This window comes from Konateibacter massiliensis (assembly GCF_900184995.1).
Classification (GTDB): domain Bacteria; phylum Bacillota; class Clostridia; order Lachnospirales; family Lachnospiraceae; genus Lachnotalea; species Lachnotalea massiliensis.
The window spans coordinates 2,812,721-2,830,805 of sequence record NZ_LT860099.1; the positions used below are offsets into that span (position 1 = coordinate 2,812,721).

Sequence of the window (18,085 nt, forward strand, 5' to 3'; positions counted from 1 at the left end):
AATTACCATGAAGAGATATATGGAACATATTATTCGTTCTGCTGAAACGAGGGTAGAACATTTCCTGGCAGTACAGGTGAAGGATAAGAGCCGGATGGATTTTGGCGGAATGAAGGGTGAAATTTACGAGGCAAAGCCGACGATTTATGCAATGTCCGAGGCAGTTGCCGTCTACTGCAATAAAAACAGCAGATACTACCACGATAAAGCCTTAAAGTCTGCTATGAATCTGGCACTTGATTTTATCGCAAAGGCACAAAGAGACAACGGAAGTTTTGATTATCCGTCCTGTAATTTTAATTCCGCACCGGATACATCCTTTTGCTTTAAACGTCTGATAGCGGGATATCGCGTCATGTTACAGTATGAGCCTGATGAGGAAGAAATACTCGGCAAATATAAGACAATTTTGCTTCGCTCACTTCAGGCATTGGCAGAGGGTGGCTTCCATACGCCAAACCACAGATGGGGCATTACCGCAGCTTTGATGCAGGGAGCAAATCTGGTCGAGGATGATGAGTTTAAGCAAAGACTTTCAGCGCGCGCAGACCAGTTTCTTGCGGAAGGAATTGACGGAGATGAGGAGGGCGAGTACGCGGAGCGCTCCACCGGAAATTACAATGCGGTTGTAAATAATGCGATGATGGCAATGTATGAGGAGAAAAAGGACGATTATTATCTTGGCTTTGTAGAGCGGAATCTAAAGATGATGATGTACTACTATGAGCCAGATGATACGGTGTTTACGCAGAATTCCACAAGACAGGACCAGGGAAAGGCAACCTATCCGTATCAATATTTTTATCAGTATTTATACATGGCGACAAAGAGTAACGACCCTGCTTTTGCGAATGCGGCACATAAAATCATCAAGGACAACAAGGACAGAGGAGATTTAGCACCTCCATGCCTCTATACGATTATGCAGCATAAGGAGATGGAGGAATTTGAGTTTCAAGGCTATGGCTTTTTGGACACCTACCGCAAACACTTCAAGGAAGCAGGCGTTATGCGCGTAAAGACAAAAAAGTTTGGCTACAGTATCATAAAGGGAAAAAGTGCATTTTGCTTTATGAAATTTAAAGAGACACCGATTTTTATAAAAATTGGTGAAAGCTACTGCGATATCCGCAATTTTATTCCCGAGGAGATGCAGGTAGGAGAAAAGGAATATGTGCTGAGTGCTACCGCAAAGGGCTGGTATTACCTTCCGTTTGAAGAAAAACAAGACACCTCGGACTGGTGGAAGATGGATCATGCTAAGAGAAAGCTTCAAATCAGCAGTGAGTTAAAGGTAGAGGTAGCGATAAAAGAGCTGGAAAACGGGTTGGAATTTAAGGTGAAATCCACCGGATTGGATAAGCTGCCGCTTCGGGTTGAAATTTGCGTTCCTCACGGAGTGATTATGGAGCACGATTCCTTTTACATGAAAACAGAGAAAGGCAGCGGTATGGTGCTAAGGGACGGCTATGTAACGGTGCGTGACCAAAACCGCAGCATTCAAATCGGACCGGGCTACGGAACACATGAGTTTGGCGGCCATTATTCAGGAGAGGAATTTAATGAGGGAGGCTATACCATTTATTTGAATGACTATACCCCTTATGAGAGAACATTTGCGATAACATGTGAGGAAGCATAGGAAAGAGTGGATTTACAGTGTTAGAAATCAAAAACAGGGGTACCGAATTTGAATCGGTACTCCTGTTTTGATATTATGCGCACGAATGCAAGTGGAAGATGTCACTACGTGACTGCATTCGGCGCAACAAAGTAGCCAATTATCTCATGAGCGAGGGAATTGGCTGCTTTGTTAATAATAAATCTGCTTATCGCCTTCGATTGTATCCCGCATCGTGGATGATAACCATTCAATTGCCTTTTTACTGTCTCGTTGCTCAATGTAATTACATAAAACAGAGGTATTTTCGTAAAGAGAGTCAATACCGTAAAGTCTGCAAAAACGCTTCCACAGTGCCATAACCGGAACCTTAAAGGAGGAGACAATCAGTGGTAGCAGTGTATTTCCGGACAGACATGCCAGCTCGTGCTGGAAGCAAAAAGCCAGCTCAGATGCTGTCTCGATAGATTTCGTTTCTTTCATTTGAACAACATATTGCTTTAACTGATGAACCTCATTATCTGTTATCTTGGCAATACAAAGTTCGGTTGCAAGCGATTCAAACGCAATTCGAAGTTCCAAAATAGAGCGGATTTCGGCATCTCTTAAAACACCGCCGTTATAATTCATAATTGAAACCAAAGTTTCTAATGTACCGTTTCGTCTATAATCAGCTACAAAAGTACCTATTCTTGGCTTAATAACCAGAAAACCCCTTCTGGCAAGCTCTGTAATGCCTGCATTTACAACGGCACGACTCACCTGCATGGAATCCGAAAGCTCTCTTTCGGAGGGCAGCTTTTCGCCAATTGGGATTTTTCCGGATAAAATCATGGTTTCCAACTGATTGATAAATAATTCTTTTAGAGACGGGGCACTTATTTTAGAGAACTCCATGACACGTCACTCCCCTTTCTGTTACTGGTATGACCAGATACCAAAATAATTATATAGCAAAAAAAGAAAAAAATCAAGAAAATATATTAGCAGAAATCATAAAAGATTTAAATCTAAAATCGTTCCATCTATTGACAATTTTCAGCAATATATGTTAAGATGTTGTCAAACAGGAAAAAGGCGCTTAGTCTTTTTTTTGTGACAAATAAAATATGTGTCATACTGGTATGACCACAAAGGGAGATGTTTAGATGTTTGTATTTAACTATGAGAGCGGGGCAACCGCATTGTCCGTATGGCTGGTATGGATTGCAGTCTTTTGTCTTTTGTTTTTGCTAAACGAGGCGACAAGACGAAATAAGTATGTAGGATTTTTCTGTTTTGTTGTAATGCCTATCATCTTATCAGTGATATGGTTCACGGTATTAAAAGATACCACTTACACAGACTGGTTCCATCTTGCAAAAGTATACTCTGCAACAGCGGGCTGTATCGGTTTTTGGTGTATTCGCCATCTGCGCGGAACAAACAAGAAGACCGGAAAAGAGTGGAGTCTTTCCACTAATAAAATTGCATTATGTTTTCCGGCATTGATTTTGGCAATTAATATTTGTGAAGCAGTGGCAAGAGACATTGAAGTAGGTCTTACCTTCTCAATGGAAGGCGGCGGAATTGCCAACGACTCTATGCTTGTGCTTGGCGGTTCATGGAACTTTATGAACGCAGCAGCCGGTATTTTGAATATCATTACAATTACAGGCTGGTTTGGAATTTGCATCCGTAAGGCTACGGCAAAGGATAAGAGCAGAGATATGATTTGGCCGGATATGTTATGGTTTTGGATTGTAGCTTATGATTTATGGAACTTTGCTTATACATACAACTGCTTACCGGCACATTCCTGGTATTGCGGATTTGCATTGCTGCTGGCACCTACCGTGTGTGCGTTTACACTTGGAAAGGGAGCATGGCTGCAGCATCGTGCGCATACCCTCGCAATCTGGTGTATGTTTGCCCAGACAGTACCGGCGTTTATCGATGAAGGAAAATTCGCAGTAGCTTCCTCCTACAATACTAACTGGTTATTCTTCTGGAGCTTTTTATCACTGGCAGCGAATATTGCAGTGTTCGTATTCATGATATACAAAGCGACTAAGACAAAGAGAAACCCATACAAGGGCGAGCTTTATGTAGATATGAAGAAGTATGGAGAAATAAAAGCATTAGCAGAATAAGGTAAAAAAGAAAATCATTGTGATAGGCGAAAAGCTTTGCTTATCTCAATGATTTTTTTATATCATAGGACATTCCATCGAATGTCCTATGATATAAAAAATATTATGCGCACCTCCCGAAGGGGAAGTAGTTGCTTTGCAACTCCCTCGGGCGCGAAGTGTGAGCAAAGCTCACACTTTCTTATATAACAGGAAATTCCTTTGAATTTTATGTATGCTAAAGCAGATTCTTATCAATAATAATTTTCAATTGTATTTTGAATACGGAATGGACGAACTGGAAAAAAAGTGATATGATAAGTTGGTACAAGTTAGATTATGATGAATAAGTAATAGGAGTGACAGGAAGTGAATAAAATTACAGAATCAATTTTATATGTAGGCTGCGATGATAAGGATTTGGATTTGTTTGAAGGACAATACAAAGTTCCGAATGGAATCTCTTATAATTCATATGTTATCATAGATGAAAAAATTGCAGTATTGGATACGATAGATAAAAGGAAGACAAAAGAATGGCTTGAAAACATTGAAGAGGCACTGGCAGGAAGAGGTGCAGACTATCTCATTGTATCTCATATGGAGCCGGATCATGCGGCAAACATTCAAAACCTTGTAGAAAAATATCCGAAGTTAAAGATTGTCGGAAATGCAAAAACGTTTCAGCTTATTTCTCAATTTTTTGATTTAGATTTATCAGACCGAAAATTGGAGGTAAAAGAGGGCGATACATTGGAACTGGGAAGCCACACCTTACAGTTTTTCATGGCGCCGATGGTTCATTGGCCGGAGGTTATGGTTACTTATGAGCAGAGTGAAAAGATATTATTCTCAGCGGATGCTTTTGGAAAATTCGGAACACTGGATATAGAAGATGACTGGGTGGATGAGGCAAGACGTTATTATCTTAACATTGTAGGAAAATACGGCGCTCCGGTTCAGGCACTTTTGAAAAAGGCGGCGAATCTGGACCTTGCCATGATATGCTCCCTTCACGGACCCGTTTTGAAAGAAAATTTAAGTTATTATATCGGCAAATATGATACTTGGAGTAAATATGAGCCGGAGGAGGAAGGTGTGTTGGTTGCATATGCTTCCATCTACGGAAATACCGCCGCCGCCGCCGAAGAACTAGCAAAAATGCTGGAGGAAAAGGGCGAGAAGGTTGTTGCAGTTGACCTCGCAAGAGTTGACCGCTCGCAGGCACTTGCATATGCGTTCCAGTACAGCAAAATGGTACTAGCAGCATCCTCCTACGATGCAAGTGTATTCCCTTGCATGCAAGAGTTTTTACAGCGTCTTCACCACAAGAACTATCAGAAGCGTAAGGTTGCCATCATTGAAAATGGTTCATGGGCACCGACAGCAGGAAAAGCGATGAAGGAAATCGTTTCCACGATGAAGGATATTGAACTTGTTGAACCAAGCATCCTTATTAAATCTACTATGAGTGAAGAAAACAGAAAACAGATGAAGGAATTGGTGGAACAATTTTAATTATTCATGACAAGTGAAGCGGTTTACGGCTTTATCTTGTTTGAAAAATAGTGATATTTAGAGAATCCGTATCGGCGTAAAGCAGGTATGGATTCCTTTGTAATTTCTTATGATATAAAAACTATTTATGCGCACCTCGCGGAATGGATGATGTTGCTTCGCAACTCGCTCAGGCGCGAAGTGTGAGCAAAACTCAAACTTTCTTATATATTAGGAAGTTTCTGTAAATTGCCCATATCATCAGGAAGGAGGTTTTGCCTTGAAGCAGAGCAAAGAAAAGATGGAATTATCTAAAGGAATAACAAAAGAACAACTGATTTTTCTTGGCGGCATTTACTTTGACAGCATTCAAGAAGGCTTTGAACTGTATGAACACTCTATGCTTGAAGGAACAGAAGAGGAGCTTTTGACGGAGATAAAACGGCTGAGAGACTCAAACGGCATGGAATATTCTTATGCGGACTTTTATTATGGAAGCTTAAATCAAGAGGAGAGGGACAGAGTAAAGTCTGGATTGAGTGCGTCTTCCCTTTCTGTATTGGAAAAATATGAGGTTTTGCAGGATATGGTATTTCTTTCCTTGGAGGATGAGTTATTGCATTTGACAGCGGAATTAAATGCAAAAGAAATATTGTTTAGTACCTACTATTTTTGTAAGCACCCTTGTACCGTTTGGGGAAACTATAATCGAAAATATCCGGTATTTACAAGGCGAGGAAGTGGGAACAATAGATAAAATGGATGTGATAGAGCACAAATCGCAAGTGATTCAATATAAAACAATAAGAAGTGACCGAAGGAGCATTGCTATATCTGTTCGCCCTACGAGAGAGGTAATTGTAAGGGCTCCCAGGCAGATTTCAGACCGTGAGCTTGAACGTCTGGTAAAGTCAAAAGCAGACTGGATTTTGACAAAATTAAATGAAATGCCCAAGCATATCGTACCTTCGACTGAAAAACAATACAAAGACGGGGATGAAATTCTTTTTCGGGGAAAAGAATATACATTGAGGGTGCAGAAAATGTATTCCATCTCCAAGTCCCAAATTATACTGGGAGCCGAGGAGATAACAATTATCAGGAAAGCCGGAGAAAAGAAGGAGCCGAAGGAATTGCTTCTTTTGTGGTACAAAGAGCAGGCAAGAGAATTTGTCTTGGAGAGGATAAGCTTTTACAGCCCCCTTATCAAGAAACCGATTGGTGATGTGAGAATCAAAAGCCAGAAGAAGAGATGGGGAAGCTGCAGCAGCCAGGGGAATTTGAATTTTAACTGGAGAATTATTTTAATGCCGGATAAAATGTCTGATTATATCGTGGTACATGAAATGTGCCATTTAAAGTATTTGAATCATTCCCGGAGTTATTGGGACAGCGTTGCCTCGATTTTGCCGGATTATAAAGAAAGAGAAAATTGGATTAAGCGAAATACATTCAGACTGGAAATGTTATAAGCGTGAAAGAGAAAAGGAGATTCTTATGAAAGTAGAAGAACGTTTTATAGAATATGTAAAAATTAATACGGTTTCGGACGAAAACAGTGAAACTCGTCCAAGTACGAGCCGTCAGCTTATATTGGCAGAAAAGCTTAAGAAGGAGCTGATAGAATTAGGGCTTCACGATGCAAGGATTGATGAAAACGGAAATGTTATGGCGAGCATAGAGGCAAGCCAAGGCTATGAGGAGGCAACACCAATTGGTTTTGTTGCCCATATGGATACGGTAGGTGATGAAAATGCGATCGTAAATCCACAGGTGATTGCAAATTATGACGGAAAGGATATTGAATTAGGTAAGAGCGGAAAAATTTTATCCGCGGATTTGTATACCGAATTGAAAGATTATGCAGGAAGAACGCTTATCACCACAGACGGAACGACGATTCTCGGAGCAGATGACAAGGCAGGTATTGCGGAGATTATGACTCTCTGTGAAGAATTGCTTCAGTCAGGAGAACCTCACGGAAAAATTTGTGTGGCATTTACACCGGATGAGGAAATCGGACGAGGAGCAGCATGGTTTGATGTGGAAAGCTTTGGAGCAGCATACGCATATACACTTGACGGTGACTTAGAGGGCGGATTGGAGTATGAAAACTTTAATGCGGCTTCCGCAATATTTGATATTAAGGGTGTTGATATTCACCCGGGAACGGCAAAAGGAATTATGGTAAATGCAGCAGGACTTGCCTGTAGAATACAGTCTATGCTTCCGGAGGCAGAGGTGCCGGAGCTGACAGATGGTTATGAAGGTTTTTATCACTTGATTGAAATGAAGGGTGATACCCAGAATGCCAGACTTGAGTACATTGTTCGTCACCACGACGCAGCATGCTTTAAAGCACAGAAGGTGACGTTAGAGCGCATCGAAAAGACGCTGAATGAGAGATATGGAGAAAATACCGTCACTCTCACTTACAAAGATGGTTACAAAAACATGTCTGAAATTATAGATCAGAACTACCATCTGATTGAAAACGCTAAGAGGGCAATCGAGGAAGCCGGACTGACACCGAATATTAAGCCGATCAGAGGAGGCACAGATGGCGCAACCTTGAGCTTTAAAGGTCTGCCATGCCCGAATTTGGGTACAGGCGGAAATGCTTTTCACGGAATCTATGAGCACATTACCGTAGAGGGAATGGAAAAGGTTGTGATAGTGCTGCACAATCTGGTGAAGATATATTCCGAGAAAAGATAGTTTATTCACGTAAGAAGAGAGGACTTTGGGAAACATGGATAAGATAATAATTCAAGCCATGAACGATTATGGCTATTTTGCAATTATGTTTTTTGTAATTTTAGAAAATATTCTGCCTTTTGTACCATCAGAGCTTGTACTGACCTTCGCCGGGTTTATGACGACCCAGACAAGCATGAATGTAGTGACCGTTATCATTGGTGCTACTTTATTATCGATTGTAGGCTCCTTTGGTTTGTATGGAGTGGGACGTTTTATATCGGAGGAGAGGCTTGCAAGACTGGTTGATACCAAGCTGGGAAGACTACTCGGCTTTAAAAAAGAAGATATCTACAAATCAACGGAATGGTTTAATAAAAAAGGAAAATATACTGTTTTAATTTGCCGCTGTGTGCCTGTTTTAAGATGTTTGATTTCTCTACCGGCAGGAACCTCAAAGATGAATCCGATTCTCTTTGCTGTTTTCACCGGCGTCGGAAGCCTTCTGTGGAATTTGCTTTTAGTGGATTTGGGAGCAGTGGCAGGAAATAACTGGGAGTCCATTGTCGGCAGAGTTGGCATGGTAACCTCTGTTGTAGGTCTTGGAATCATCGCGTTATTTGGCATTGCCTTTTTGGTTTTTATCAAGAAACGTATTCGTCTTGCGAAGGTAGACGGAAATGAATAAGTAAAGAGCAGCATAGAAGAGTATTTGAGTCTTTTGACTTGGATACTCTTTTTAATATACACATTCTTTGTTCTATAATAGAAACAAGCAAGAAGGTGTGGTATTATATTCTTATCGAAGAAGAAGCCGAATACCCGGCAAAATAGTTCTTAAGCAAAGGAGATAATTTTATGGTACACAAACAGATTCATTCTGATAACGGCACTGTCCACTATTGGATTCATCACAATGAAAACAAGAATGCACGATGTATCGTTTTTACCCATGGTCTAACAGCCGATAACAGTATGTTTGAAAAGCAGATTGATTTTTTCGCATCAGACTATACCGTTATTACATGGGATGTTCCTATGCATGGTCTATCAAGACCCTATACTGATTTTTCATACAAACAGACTGCGGCAGAACTAAAGACAATCTTAGAAAAAGAACAGATTGAAAAAGTAGTATTGGTGGGAATGTCCATGGGTGGATATCCAAGTCAGGTCTTTGCTGATAGATATCCTGATATGGTGGAAGGATTTATCGCTTTGGATACGACGCCGTTTGGGGTGGCATACTATTCAAAAACAGATTTGTGGTGGCTGAGACAAGTGAGACCAATAGCAAAATGGTTTCCGGATAATATGTTGCGAAAAAGTATGGCAAAGTCAGTTTCTAAAACAGCATACTCCTATCAGAAAATGACAGAAATGTTAAAGCCATTAACGAAAGAAGATATTATTCAGCAAATGGGAATTGCATATGGTGAATTTGCCGTTGAAAATAAGGATATGGATTTTGCATTCCCTGTACTTATATTGCTAGGTGAGCACGATACGACAGCAAAAGTGAAGCAATACTGCAAAATATGGGCTGAAAAAACAGGCTATCCTTTACATATCATCAAGGGTGCCGCTCATTTTGCAAACGGTGATAATCCCGATCAGGTGAATGCTGAAATAGCGCGGTTTATTGAGGGTTTATAATAATTATTATATTTTTTTAATTATTGTGTTGACATAAGGCGACAGATTTGGTAGAATACTCTTTGTCGCCAAAAGACAAATTGTTAATAAAATAAGATGAGTTTTTTGAAATGAATAAGAAATTCAAATAATTTCAAATAAAACAAAAAAAGTTATTGACAAAAGATTACAAGCATGGTAAACTAAGTAAGTTGCTTGTGAGAGCGGCAAAAGAAACAAACAGAACCTTGATAATTAAACAGTAATTTCAACCCTGAAAATTCAAGGGTTTTCAATAGAAAACCAAGAGAAAAATTCAGAACAGTATCAATAATGATACAACCTAAAAAAACAGTAATTAACGGAAAAATAGCAAAGCTAGTGCTTTTTGACGTTAGGATATAAACTTTTATTGAGAGTTTGATCCTGGCTCAGGATGAACGCTGGCGGCGTGCTTAACACATGCAAGTCGAACGAAGCATTTTCAACTCTTCGGAGGAGAAAATGACTGAGTGGCGGACGGGTGAGTAACGCGTGGGTAACCTGCCTTATACAGGGGGATAACAGTTAGAAATGACTGCTAATACCGCATAACCCGCTAGTACCGCATGGTACGGACGGAAAAGATTTATCGGTATAAGATGGACCCGCGTCTGATTAGCTAGTTGGTGAGGTAATGGCCCACCAAGGCGACGATCAGTAGCCGGCTTGAGAGAGTGAACGGCCACATTGGGACTGAGACACGGCCCAAACTCCTACGGGAGGCAGCAGTGGGGAATATTGCACAATGGGGGAAACCCTGATGCAGCAACGCCGCGTGAAGGAAGAAGTATTTCGGTATGTAAACTTCTATCAGCAGGAAAGAAAATGACGGTACCTGACTAAGAAGCCCCGGCTAACTACGTGCCAGCAGCCGCGGTAATACGTAGGGGGCAAGCGTTATCCGGATTTACTGGGTGTAAAGGGAGCGTAGGTGGCTGTGCAAGTCTGATGTGAAAACCCGGGGCTTAACCCCGGGACTGCATTGGAAACTGTGCAGCTAGAGTGCAGGAGAGGTAAGTGGAATTCCTAGTGTAGCGGTGAAATGCGTAGATATTAGGAGGAACACCAGTGGCGAAGGCGGCTTACTGGACTGTAACTGACACTGAGGCTCGAAAGCGTGGGGAGCAAACAGGATTAGATACCCTGGTAGTCCACGCCGTAAACGATGAATACTAGGTGTCGGGAAGCTAAAGCTTTTCGGTGCCGCAGCAAACGCAATAAGTATTCCACNCATATGTGGTGAACCGCGTACTTTTTGTAGAACGGTCCGGCGAGTTACGCTTACTGGTAAGGTTAAGCACTTAAGGTGTGGAGCCGAAGGGAAACCAAGTCTTAATAGGGCGCAAAAATCAGTAGGAGTAGACCCGAAACCGGGTGACCTATCCATGTCCAGGTTGAAGATGCCGTAAAAGGCATTGGAGGACCGAACGCACATCCGTTGAAAAGGGTGGCGATGAGGTGTGGATAGCGGAGAAATTCCAATCGAACCCGGAGATAGCTGGTTCTCCTCGAAATAGCTTTAGNGAAGTTCTTGTTTAAAACATAAAGGTTCCCTGCACTAGGTTCGAGAGGACCTCACCAAGTTGCAGTGAACAGCTTTCGTACTAAACTCGAAAGGACCTCGTTAAGTGCTCAAAGCTTCTGGTGGCGATGCGTTTAGGGGAAACACCCGTACCCATCCCGAACACGACGGTTAAGACTTAAGCGGCCGATGGTACTACACTGGTGACGGTGTGGGAGAGTAGGTGGCTGCCAGATTAAAAAAAAGAATAATGAAGTTCTATTGCACTAGGCTCAAAAGTACTTCGCCAAGTTGCAAAGAACAACTTTTGCACTAAACTCGAGAATACCTCGTTAAGTGCTCAAAGTTTACTAGTGATCAGACATAAAAACCAAAGAAGATTATTTTTTTTGTGCCTGATGACTGGTAAACAGTCAGAAAGACTTGTACCTTGAAAACTGTATATAGAAGAGAAAATAAATATCCAAAGATATTTAAAGACATCGAATAAGAAATAAAACGATTAAGCAATTAATCAAACAAAGACACGCTTCATGCAACGCTATGCATGGAGAAGAGGTCATGCTAGAAAGAGCACAGGGCGGATGCCTTGGCACTAAGAGCCGATGAAAGACGTGATAAGCTGCGAAAAGCTTCGGGGAGGAGCAAATATCCTACGATCCGGAGATATCTGAATGGGGAAACCCGGCTGGACAGACTCCAGTCACTGTATGGTGAATACATAGCCATACAGAGGGAACCCGGTGAACTGAAACATCTAAGTAGCCGGAGGAAAAGAAAGAAAACTCGATTTCCAAAGTAGCGGCGAGCGAAATGGAAGGAGCCTAAACCAGAGTGCGTGCACTCTGGGGTTATGGACTGCAACAAGTGACTTAGAGGTTAGTAGAATGGTTTTGGGAAAGCCAGCCAAAGAGGGTGAAAGCCCCGTATATGAAAACCAAAGAGAGCGAGCAGGATCCAAAGTACCACGAGACACGAGAAACCTTGTGGGAATTCGGGGGGACCACCCCCCAAGGCTAAATACTACTTAGTGACCGATAGCGCATAGTACTGTGAAGGAAAGGTGAAAAGAACCCCGGGAGGGGAGTGAAAGAGAACCTGAAACCCTGTGTTTACAAGCTGTGGAACACCTATATATGGTGAACCGCGTACTTTTTGTAGAACGGTCCGGCGAGTTACGCTTACTGGTAAGGTTAAGCACTTAAGGTGTGGAGCCGAAGGGAAACCAAGTCTTAATAGGGCGCAAAAATCAGTAGGAGTAGACCCGAAACCGGGTGACCTATCCATGTCCAGGTTGAAGATGCCGTAAAAGGCATTGGAGGACCGAACGCACATCCGTTGAAAAGGGTGGCGATGAGGTGTGGATAGCGGAGAAATTCCAATCGAACCCGGAGATAGCTGGTTCTCCTCGAAATAGCTTTAGGGCTAGCCTCATACAAATCTAGCGGAGGTAGAGCACTGAATTTCCTAGGGGGCGTCAAAGCTTACCAAAGAATATCAAACTCCGAATGCCGTATAGATGATGTATGGGAGTCAGACTGCACGAGATAAGTTGGGTAGTCAAAAGGGAAAGAGCCCAGACCTACAGCTAAGGTCCCNGCAGTTTTGAAGGTATAAACCTTTAACAGTCAGATTGTCACGATTTATGTCGTGGCTTTTTTTGTTTTATAGAAAATTTTCTTGAATAGTTTTATTTTGAAGCAGATATCACTTATCGGGAAATTATCAAATAATTTTTTATAAATTGTTAATAAAAACAGATATATCTTTTCGAGTTTTTATGCTATAATAAAACAAATATGAGAAGATTTAGCTGCTATGCATAGAGAGGAAGGTAGAGATATGGATACAAATATACTACTAGAGAATGGTACAAACGAACTTGAGGTCTTAGAATTTACTCTTGGCGGCAATCATTATGGAATTAATGTTGCAAAAATCAGAGAAATTTTAACTTTTCAGAAAGTAACCCCGGTTCCGAACGCCCATCCATGTATTGAAGGTGTATTTATGCCAAGAGATACTATGATTTCTGTTATTAACTTAAAAAAAGCAATTAATATGAATTATAATGAAGATGATACAGGATTATTTATCATTACGAATTTTAATAAATTGAACATTGCATTTCATGTAGATGCAGTGCTTGGTATACATAGAATATCTTGGGCAGATATTATTAAGCCGGATGCTACAATTAACACTGCAGGAAGCGGTGTCTCAACTGGTATTATTAAAATTGACAGTAAGCTGATTATTATTTTGGATTTTGAAAAAATCGTGACAGATATCAGCCCGGAAACGGGATTGAAGACATCAGAGATAGAAGCACTGGGAGAGCGTAAAAGAAATGATGCACCTATTTTAGTTTCAGAAGATTCTCCTCTTCTTAGCAAGCTGATTACTGATTCCTTGAAGGCAGCAGGATATAAAAATTTGATTGTGACAGGGAACGGACAAGAAGCTTGGGATTGGCTGCTAGAGCATAAAAAAGACGGAACTTTTGAACAAAAGGTTAAATGTGTTATCACCGATATAGAAATGCCGCTGATGGACGGTCACAGATTAACTAAATTAATTAAAACAGACTCGGAGCTCTCGGTCCTTCCGGTTGTAATATTCTCATCGCTTGTCAATGAGGAAATGAGAAGAAAGGGAGTGCAGTTAGGTGCAGACGCACAGCTTTCCAAGCCAGAGATTGGGAATTTAGTTTCAGAGATTGATAAGCTGTTAGCAAAATAAGCAGATAGAAAAGTTCTTATTCGTGAGAGAAAAGGGATAAGGACTTTTTTGAGTGAAATTATTTAAGAAAAAGAAGTAAAAGGAAAAGGTTATATGGCAACCTCGATACAGGAAATAGTTGAATTAATACAAAAAGCAGACAAGGTTTTAATTGGAATTGGAAAAGAATTTTCTTGTGAAAAGCTTGATTTATCGGGGAATGATGTGTATCAAGCTTATTTTGGGAAAAAAATATCCAAGGAGTATGAAGAGACAGATTGGCTGCTAGAGACAATCCAAAAGTACTATCTTGCATCTTTGGATTTCAAAGATGATGGCAGGGTTCTTGAGGCTTACAAAAGCTTATTCGATATAGTCGGGGATAAGGACTATTATATTGTGAATATGAATGGTGATGTATTGCTTCAAAGAGCTGGGTTTTCAGAAGAAAAAGTTGTTTATCCATGCGGAAACAGAATGCACTATCAATGCCAGAATAATTGCAGTGATGAGGTCACAAGCAGTGAGAGCATAGATGATGAGCTACTTTCGCTTATTGGCAGTGCATCTGTTAAATTAAGTGAAATAAAGCGCCCTAAGTGTAAAAAATGCGGGAAGAATTTAGTTTATAACCGTGTTGAAAATAAAAACTATTGTGAGACAGGATATTTGGATAAGTGGAAGGAATATACAGAATGGACGGCACGAACATTAAACAAAAAGCTTTGCGTGCTTGAATTGGGAGTAAATTTCCAATTTCCAACTGTAATAAGGTGGCCATTTGAGAAAATTGCGTTCATCAATAACAAAGCAGATTTTATTCGAGTAAACGAAAAATACAGTCAGTTAAGCAGTGAGCTGGCAGATAAGGGAATTCGGATTGAAAAAAATGCAATTGATTTTTTATTAAATATAAAGTAGGAGTATAAGCTCAAATTAACATGAGGAGGAAGAGGTATGGGACAAGAGGACTACCTAAACAGTTTATTAAATTCTCTTACTGATACGGAAGAGAAAAGAGATAGTTCTTTAGAAACGAAGCTTGACAAAGAGGAAGAAATTGTCATAGATCCGCTTGAGGGAATGTCTGCAAATAATGGAAATGCGTCAGTTGATATATTTGCAGATAGCGGAGAGGAAGAACCATTGGTAGACGTATTTGTAGATAACGGAGAGGAAGAACCACTGGAGGACATCTTCGCAGATTCCGGAGAGGAAGAACCACTGGAAGACGTATTTGCAGATAATGGAGAGGAAGAACCACTGGAGGATATCTTTGCAGATAGCGGAGAAGAAGAACCGATAGAGGACGTATTTGCAGATGGCGGAGAGGAAGAGCCACTGGAGGACGTATTTGCAGATAACGGCGAAGAAGAGCCGCTGGAGGATATCTTTGCAGATAACGGAGAGGAAGAGCCACTGGAGGATATCTTTGCCGACAACGGAGAGGAAGAGCCTCAGACGGATGCTTTGTCAGACGACGAGGAATACGATCCGCTTGCAGATATATTTGTAAATAATAATTATGTAGATTCGTCCGAGAATGAAGAGACAGACGATGCTGAAGACGATCTAATCAGAGATATTATAAATGAATACGACGCAATGGGTGAAATGCTTGAAGATGCAGAGGAAATAACAGAGGCTTCCGAGGATGGGGAAGCATTGTTAAACAGCATCGAGGGAATGTTAGGCAATTTGGAGGATGAAGAGGCTATCCTGCAGAATTCAGACCGGAAAGTGGTTACGAATGACAGTCCGGAGGAAGCGGAAGATATTTTTGCCATGTTGAACAATAGCGGAGAAACCGTTGACTTAGAGACAGGGGCAAGTGAGGAGCCGGATGTAAAAAATATATTTGATGAGGATTTAATGAAGCTACTAGGGGAGGAAGACCTTTCAGGAGAAGAAGCCTGGCTAGGAGAGGAAGAGACTGAGGATTTCCTTTTAGCAGATGGAAAGGGAACAAAAATGGCAGAAGAAGTGAAAGATAAAAAGAAGGAAAAAGGCGGCTTATTTTCAAAAGTTTTCAAAGGAAAAGAAGAAAAGGAAACGAAAGCGGACGGGGAGAATGTAGAAGAGTCTGCACCGAAAGAGAAGCCGAAAAAGGAAAAGAAGGAAAAACCGAAGAAAGAGAAAAAAGAAAAAAAAGAGAAGAAACCAAAGAAAGAAAAACCTAAGAAGGAAAAGGTGAAAAAGCCGGAGGTTATTGAGGAGCCGTTGCCGCCATTACATAAAGGCCAGGTTGTGGCAATCTTTGTTTTATGTATCTCAATCGGAGCATTTGTCATAATCTGCTCTAAGCTTATTCCATACACAATAAGTGTATCAGCGGCGCAAAACTATTATGAGAGAGAAGACTACGAAAATGCTTATCGTGAGCTGCAAGGGCTGACGATTCAGGAGTCAGATACAGAGCTTTATCATAAGGCTCAGACCATTATGCTTATAAAAAATCAATGGGATTCTTATACGAGCTATGACAGTCTTGGAATGACACAGGAGGCACTGAGTTCCTTGTTAAAGGGTGTTTCTAACTATGATGAATTTTATTCGGCGGCTGAGCAGTATGGTGTATCAGCTTATTACGATACTATGCTGGAACAAATCACAAGTGAGTTAAGTGCAAAATATGAGGTATCTCTTGAAACTGCAAGAGTGATAAATGAGTCAGAGGATGCGGAAACATACTCAGCACAAATTTACAGTATTATAGAGCAATAAATAGATTTAAGGGAGAAGGAATGTGCTTTGGCACATTCTTTTTTCATAAATCTACAAATAAGGATAGGAATTTTTAGGATTGTGTTTTATAATAAAAAAAGGTTTCTATAACTCATATTATGGAGGAAAGACATGATAGGAATAATTGACTACGATGCCGGTAATTTAAAGAGCGTGGAAAAAGCATTGAATTTTCTGGGAGAAGAGGTTATAGTTTCCCGTGACAGAGCTGCTTTGCTGCATGCTGACAAGGTGATATTGCCAGGGGTAGGAGCCTTTGGTGATGCAATGCATAATTTAAAAAAATATGAGCTTGATAAGGTGCTTCATGAAATAGCGGCGATGAATAAGCCGTTTATGGGAATATGCCTGGGATTACAGCTATTATTTGAATATAGTGAGGAAAGTCCCGGTGTGGAAGGGCTTGGAGTTTTAAAAGGGAAAATTCTTAGAATTCCGGATAAGCAGGATTTAAAGGTTCCTCACATTGGCTGGAATTCTCTAAAATTGATGAATAACGGGACTCTGTTTCAGGGAATCGAGGACGAAGCGTATGTCTATTTTGTTCATTCCTATTATTTAAAGGCAGAGGATGAGACTATCGTAAAGGCAGCAACGGATTACGGCACGGTTATTCATGCTTCTGTCGAGCAGGGCAATATTTTTGCGTGTCAGTTCCATCCGGAAAAAAGCAGTACGGTAGGGCTTAAAATACTGAACAATTTTGCAAAGCTGAATAAGGAGGAAAAGTAGATGCATACAAAGAGAATTATTCCTTGCTTAGACGTTTGTAATGCGAGAGTTGTAAAAGGCGTTAATTTTGTGAATTTACAGGACGCAGGTGATCCGGTCGAGATAGCGGCGGCGTATGATAAAGCCGGTGCGGATGAGGTGGTGTTTCTGGATATTACCGCTACGTCAGATGCAAGGAATACTGTGGTTGACATGGTAAGAAGGGTGGCAGAAAAAGTCTTCATCCCTTTTACTGTGGGCGGAGGAATCCGTACTGTGGATGACTTTAAGGTACTTCTCCGTGAAGGTGCGGACAAGATATCTATCAATTCTGCGGCTATCAACAACCCCAATTTAATCAGCGAGGCGGCTGAAAAATTCGGAAGCCAGTGCGTTGTAGTTGCGATTGATGCCAGAAAAAGAGAGGATGGCTCAGGCTGGAATATATATAAAAACGGCGGAAGAATTGATATGGGAATCGATGCGATTGAGTGGGCAATGCAGGCGGACAGGCTCGGAGCAGGAGAAATTCTTCTCACAAGCATGGACTGTGACGGGACAAAGGCAGGATATGATCTTGAATTGACCAGACTGATTGCGGAAAATGTTTCGGTTCCGGTTATTGCATCAGGAGGTGCCGGTACAAAAGAGCACTTTTATGAGGCATTGACAGAGGGGAAGGCAGATGCTGCATTGGCAGCCTCCTTGTTTCACTATAAGGAGCTTGAGATAAACGAGGTAAAACGTTACTTGAGGGAGAAGAATGTTCCGATAAGGCTATAA

The 18,085-nt window shown here is 41.1% G+C and carries 14 protein-coding genes, 1 rRNA gene and 4 other annotated features; of the genes, 14 read left to right on the forward strand and 1 reads right to left on the reverse strand.

All coding sequences use genetic code 11. The features are described from left to right. Positions 1 to 7: 7 nt before the first annotated feature. Entirely contained in the window at positions 8 to 1,642 is a 1,635-nt protein-coding gene (locus CTY48_RS18470) for a hypothetical protein (RefSeq protein WP_099469918.1), read from the forward strand. Between the two features lie 171 nt (positions 1,643 to 1,813). Here CTY48_RS18470 and CTY48_RS18475 read toward each other — a convergent pair whose 3' ends face one another. Next, positions 1,814 to 2,518 (reverse strand): FadR/GntR family transcriptional regulator, encoded by a 705-nt coding sequence (locus CTY48_RS18475; protein ID WP_099469919.1) that lies wholly within the window; start codon positions 2,516 to 2,518, stop codon positions 1,814 to 1,816. A 251-nt stretch (positions 2,519 to 2,769) separates the two neighbouring features. Between CTY48_RS18475 and CTY48_RS18480 the strand changes: the two genes are divergently transcribed. From CTY48_RS18480 to hisF, 13 genes are all read left to right on the forward strand, one after another. Further along, complete coding sequence (locus tag CTY48_RS18480; RefSeq protein WP_099469920.1) at positions 2,770 to 3,753, forward strand: DUF5692 family protein; 984 nt, start codon at positions 2,770 to 2,772, stop codon at positions 3,751 to 3,753. 348 nt (positions 3,754 to 4,101) lie between these two features. Next, positions 4,102 to 5,250: an FprA family A-type flavoprotein gene (locus CTY48_RS18485; RefSeq protein ID WP_099469921.1), complete on the forward strand. Its 1,149-nt coding sequence runs from the start codon at positions 4,102 to 4,104 to the stop codon at positions 5,248 to 5,250. A 259-nt stretch (positions 5,251 to 5,509) separates the two neighbouring features. Continuing rightward, positions 5,510 to 5,986: a hypothetical protein gene (locus tag CTY48_RS19540; protein WP_143452738.1), complete on the forward strand. Its 477-nt coding sequence runs from the start codon at positions 5,510 to 5,512 to the stop codon at positions 5,984 to 5,986. Beyond that, positions 5,970 to 6,701 carry a M48 family metallopeptidase gene (locus tag CTY48_RS18490; RefSeq protein ID WP_180272781.1) on the forward strand — a complete coding sequence of 244 codons (732 nt, stop codon included), beginning with the start codon at positions 5,970 to 5,972 and terminating at the stop codon, positions 6,699 to 6,701. Before CTY48_RS19540 ends, CTY48_RS18490 begins: the two co-directional genes overlap by 17 nt. 25 nt (positions 6,702 to 6,726) lie before the next feature. Beyond that, positions 6,727 to 7,947 carry a peptidase T gene (gene pepT, locus CTY48_RS18495; protein ID WP_099469923.1) on the forward strand — a complete coding sequence of 407 codons (1,221 nt, stop codon included), beginning with the start codon at positions 6,727 to 6,729 and terminating at the stop codon, positions 7,945 to 7,947. 34 nt (positions 7,948 to 7,981) lie between these two features. Next, positions 7,982 to 8,614 carry a DedA family protein gene (locus CTY48_RS18500; RefSeq protein WP_143452739.1) on the forward strand — a complete coding sequence of 211 codons (633 nt, stop codon included), beginning with the start codon at positions 7,982 to 7,984 and terminating at the stop codon, positions 8,612 to 8,614. Between the two features lie 170 nt (positions 8,615 to 8,784). After that, positions 8,785 to 9,582 carry an alpha/beta fold hydrolase gene (locus CTY48_RS18505; RefSeq protein WP_099469925.1) on the forward strand — a complete coding sequence of 266 codons (798 nt, stop codon included), beginning with the start codon at positions 8,785 to 8,787 and terminating at the stop codon, positions 9,580 to 9,582. 387 nt (positions 9,583 to 9,969) lie between these two features. Further along, positions 9,970 to 10,858 (forward strand) — a sequence feature (16S ribosomal RNA rRNA prediction is too short). Between the two features lie 385 nt (positions 10,859 to 11,243). Continuing rightward, positions 11,244 to 11,361 (forward strand): 5S ribosomal RNA (rrf, locus tag CTY48_RS18510). Positions 11,362 to 11,696: 335 nt separating this feature from the next. Continuing rightward, positions 11,697 to 12,239, forward strand: a sequence feature (23S ribosomal RNA rRNA prediction is too short). A gap of 62 nt (positions 12,240 to 12,301) precedes the next feature. Further along, positions 12,302 to 12,527: a sequence feature (23S ribosomal RNA rRNA prediction is too short), on the forward strand. A 6-nt stretch (positions 12,528 to 12,533) separates the two neighbouring features. Beyond that, positions 12,534 to 12,797: a sequence feature (23S ribosomal RNA rRNA prediction is too short), on the forward strand. A gap of 170 nt (positions 12,798 to 12,967) precedes the next feature. Beyond that, a complete protein-coding gene (locus tag CTY48_RS18515) occupies positions 12,968 to 13,867 on the forward strand; it encodes a chemotaxis protein (protein ID WP_099469926.1) in 900 nt (299 codons plus the stop codon). Between the two features lie 93 nt (positions 13,868 to 13,960). Beyond that, positions 13,961 to 14,767 (forward strand): hypothetical protein, encoded by an 807-nt coding sequence (locus CTY48_RS18520; RefSeq protein ID WP_099469927.1) that lies wholly within the window; start codon positions 13,961 to 13,963, stop codon positions 14,765 to 14,767. 36 nt (positions 14,768 to 14,803) lie between these two features. Beyond that, positions 14,804 to 16,570, forward strand: a complete 1,767-nt coding sequence (locus CTY48_RS18525; RefSeq protein ID WP_099469928.1) for a hypothetical protein — start codon at positions 14,804 to 14,806, stop codon at positions 16,568 to 16,570. A 132-nt stretch (positions 16,571 to 16,702) separates the two neighbouring features. After that, entirely contained in the window at positions 16,703 to 17,323 is a 621-nt protein-coding gene (gene hisH, locus CTY48_RS18530) for an imidazole glycerol phosphate synthase subunit HisH (protein WP_099469929.1), read from the forward strand. After that, positions 17,324 to 18,085, forward strand: a complete 762-nt coding sequence (gene hisF, locus CTY48_RS18535) for an imidazole glycerol phosphate synthase subunit HisF (RefSeq protein ID WP_099469930.1) — start codon at positions 17,324 to 17,326, stop codon at positions 18,083 to 18,085.

Bases quoted from the DNA above. Each gene is read 5' to 3' on its own strand.
- hisF (WP_099469930.1), top strand. From the start codon at position 17,324: ATGCATACAAAGAGAATTATTCCTTGCTTAGACGTTTGTAATGCGAGA.
- CTY48_RS18520 (WP_099469927.1), top strand. From the start codon at position 13,961: ATGGCAACCTCGATACAGGAAATAGTTGAATTAATACAAAAAGCAGAC.
- pepT (WP_099469923.1), top strand. From the start codon at position 6,727: ATGAAAGTAGAAGAACGTTTTATAGAATATGTAAAAATTAATACGGTT.
- CTY48_RS18475 (WP_099469919.1), bottom strand. From the start codon at position 2,518: ATGGAGTTCTCTAAAATAAGTGCCCCGTCTCTAAAAGAATTATTTATC.
- CTY48_RS18505 (WP_099469925.1), top strand. From the start codon at position 8,785: ATGGTACACAAACAGATTCATTCTGATAACGGCACTGTCCACTATTGG.
- hisH (WP_099469929.1), top strand. From the start codon at position 16,703: ATGATAGGAATAATTGACTACGATGCCGGTAATTTAAAGAGCGTGGAA.
- CTY48_RS18515 (WP_099469926.1), top strand. From the start codon at position 12,968: ATGGATACAAATATACTACTAGAGAATGGTACAAACGAACTTGAGGTC.
- CTY48_RS18525 (WP_099469928.1), top strand. From the start codon at position 14,804: ATGGGACAAGAGGACTACCTAAACAGTTTATTAAATTCTCTTACTGAT.
- CTY48_RS18470 (WP_099469918.1), top strand. From the start codon at position 8: ATGAAGAGATATATGGAACATATTATTCGTTCTGCTGAAACGAGGGTA.
- CTY48_RS18480 (WP_099469920.1), top strand. From the start codon at position 2,770: ATGTTTGTATTTAACTATGAGAGCGGGGCAACCGCATTGTCCGTATGG.
- CTY48_RS18500 (WP_143452739.1), top strand. From the start codon at position 7,982: ATGGATAAGATAATAATTCAAGCCATGAACGATTATGGCTATTTTGCA.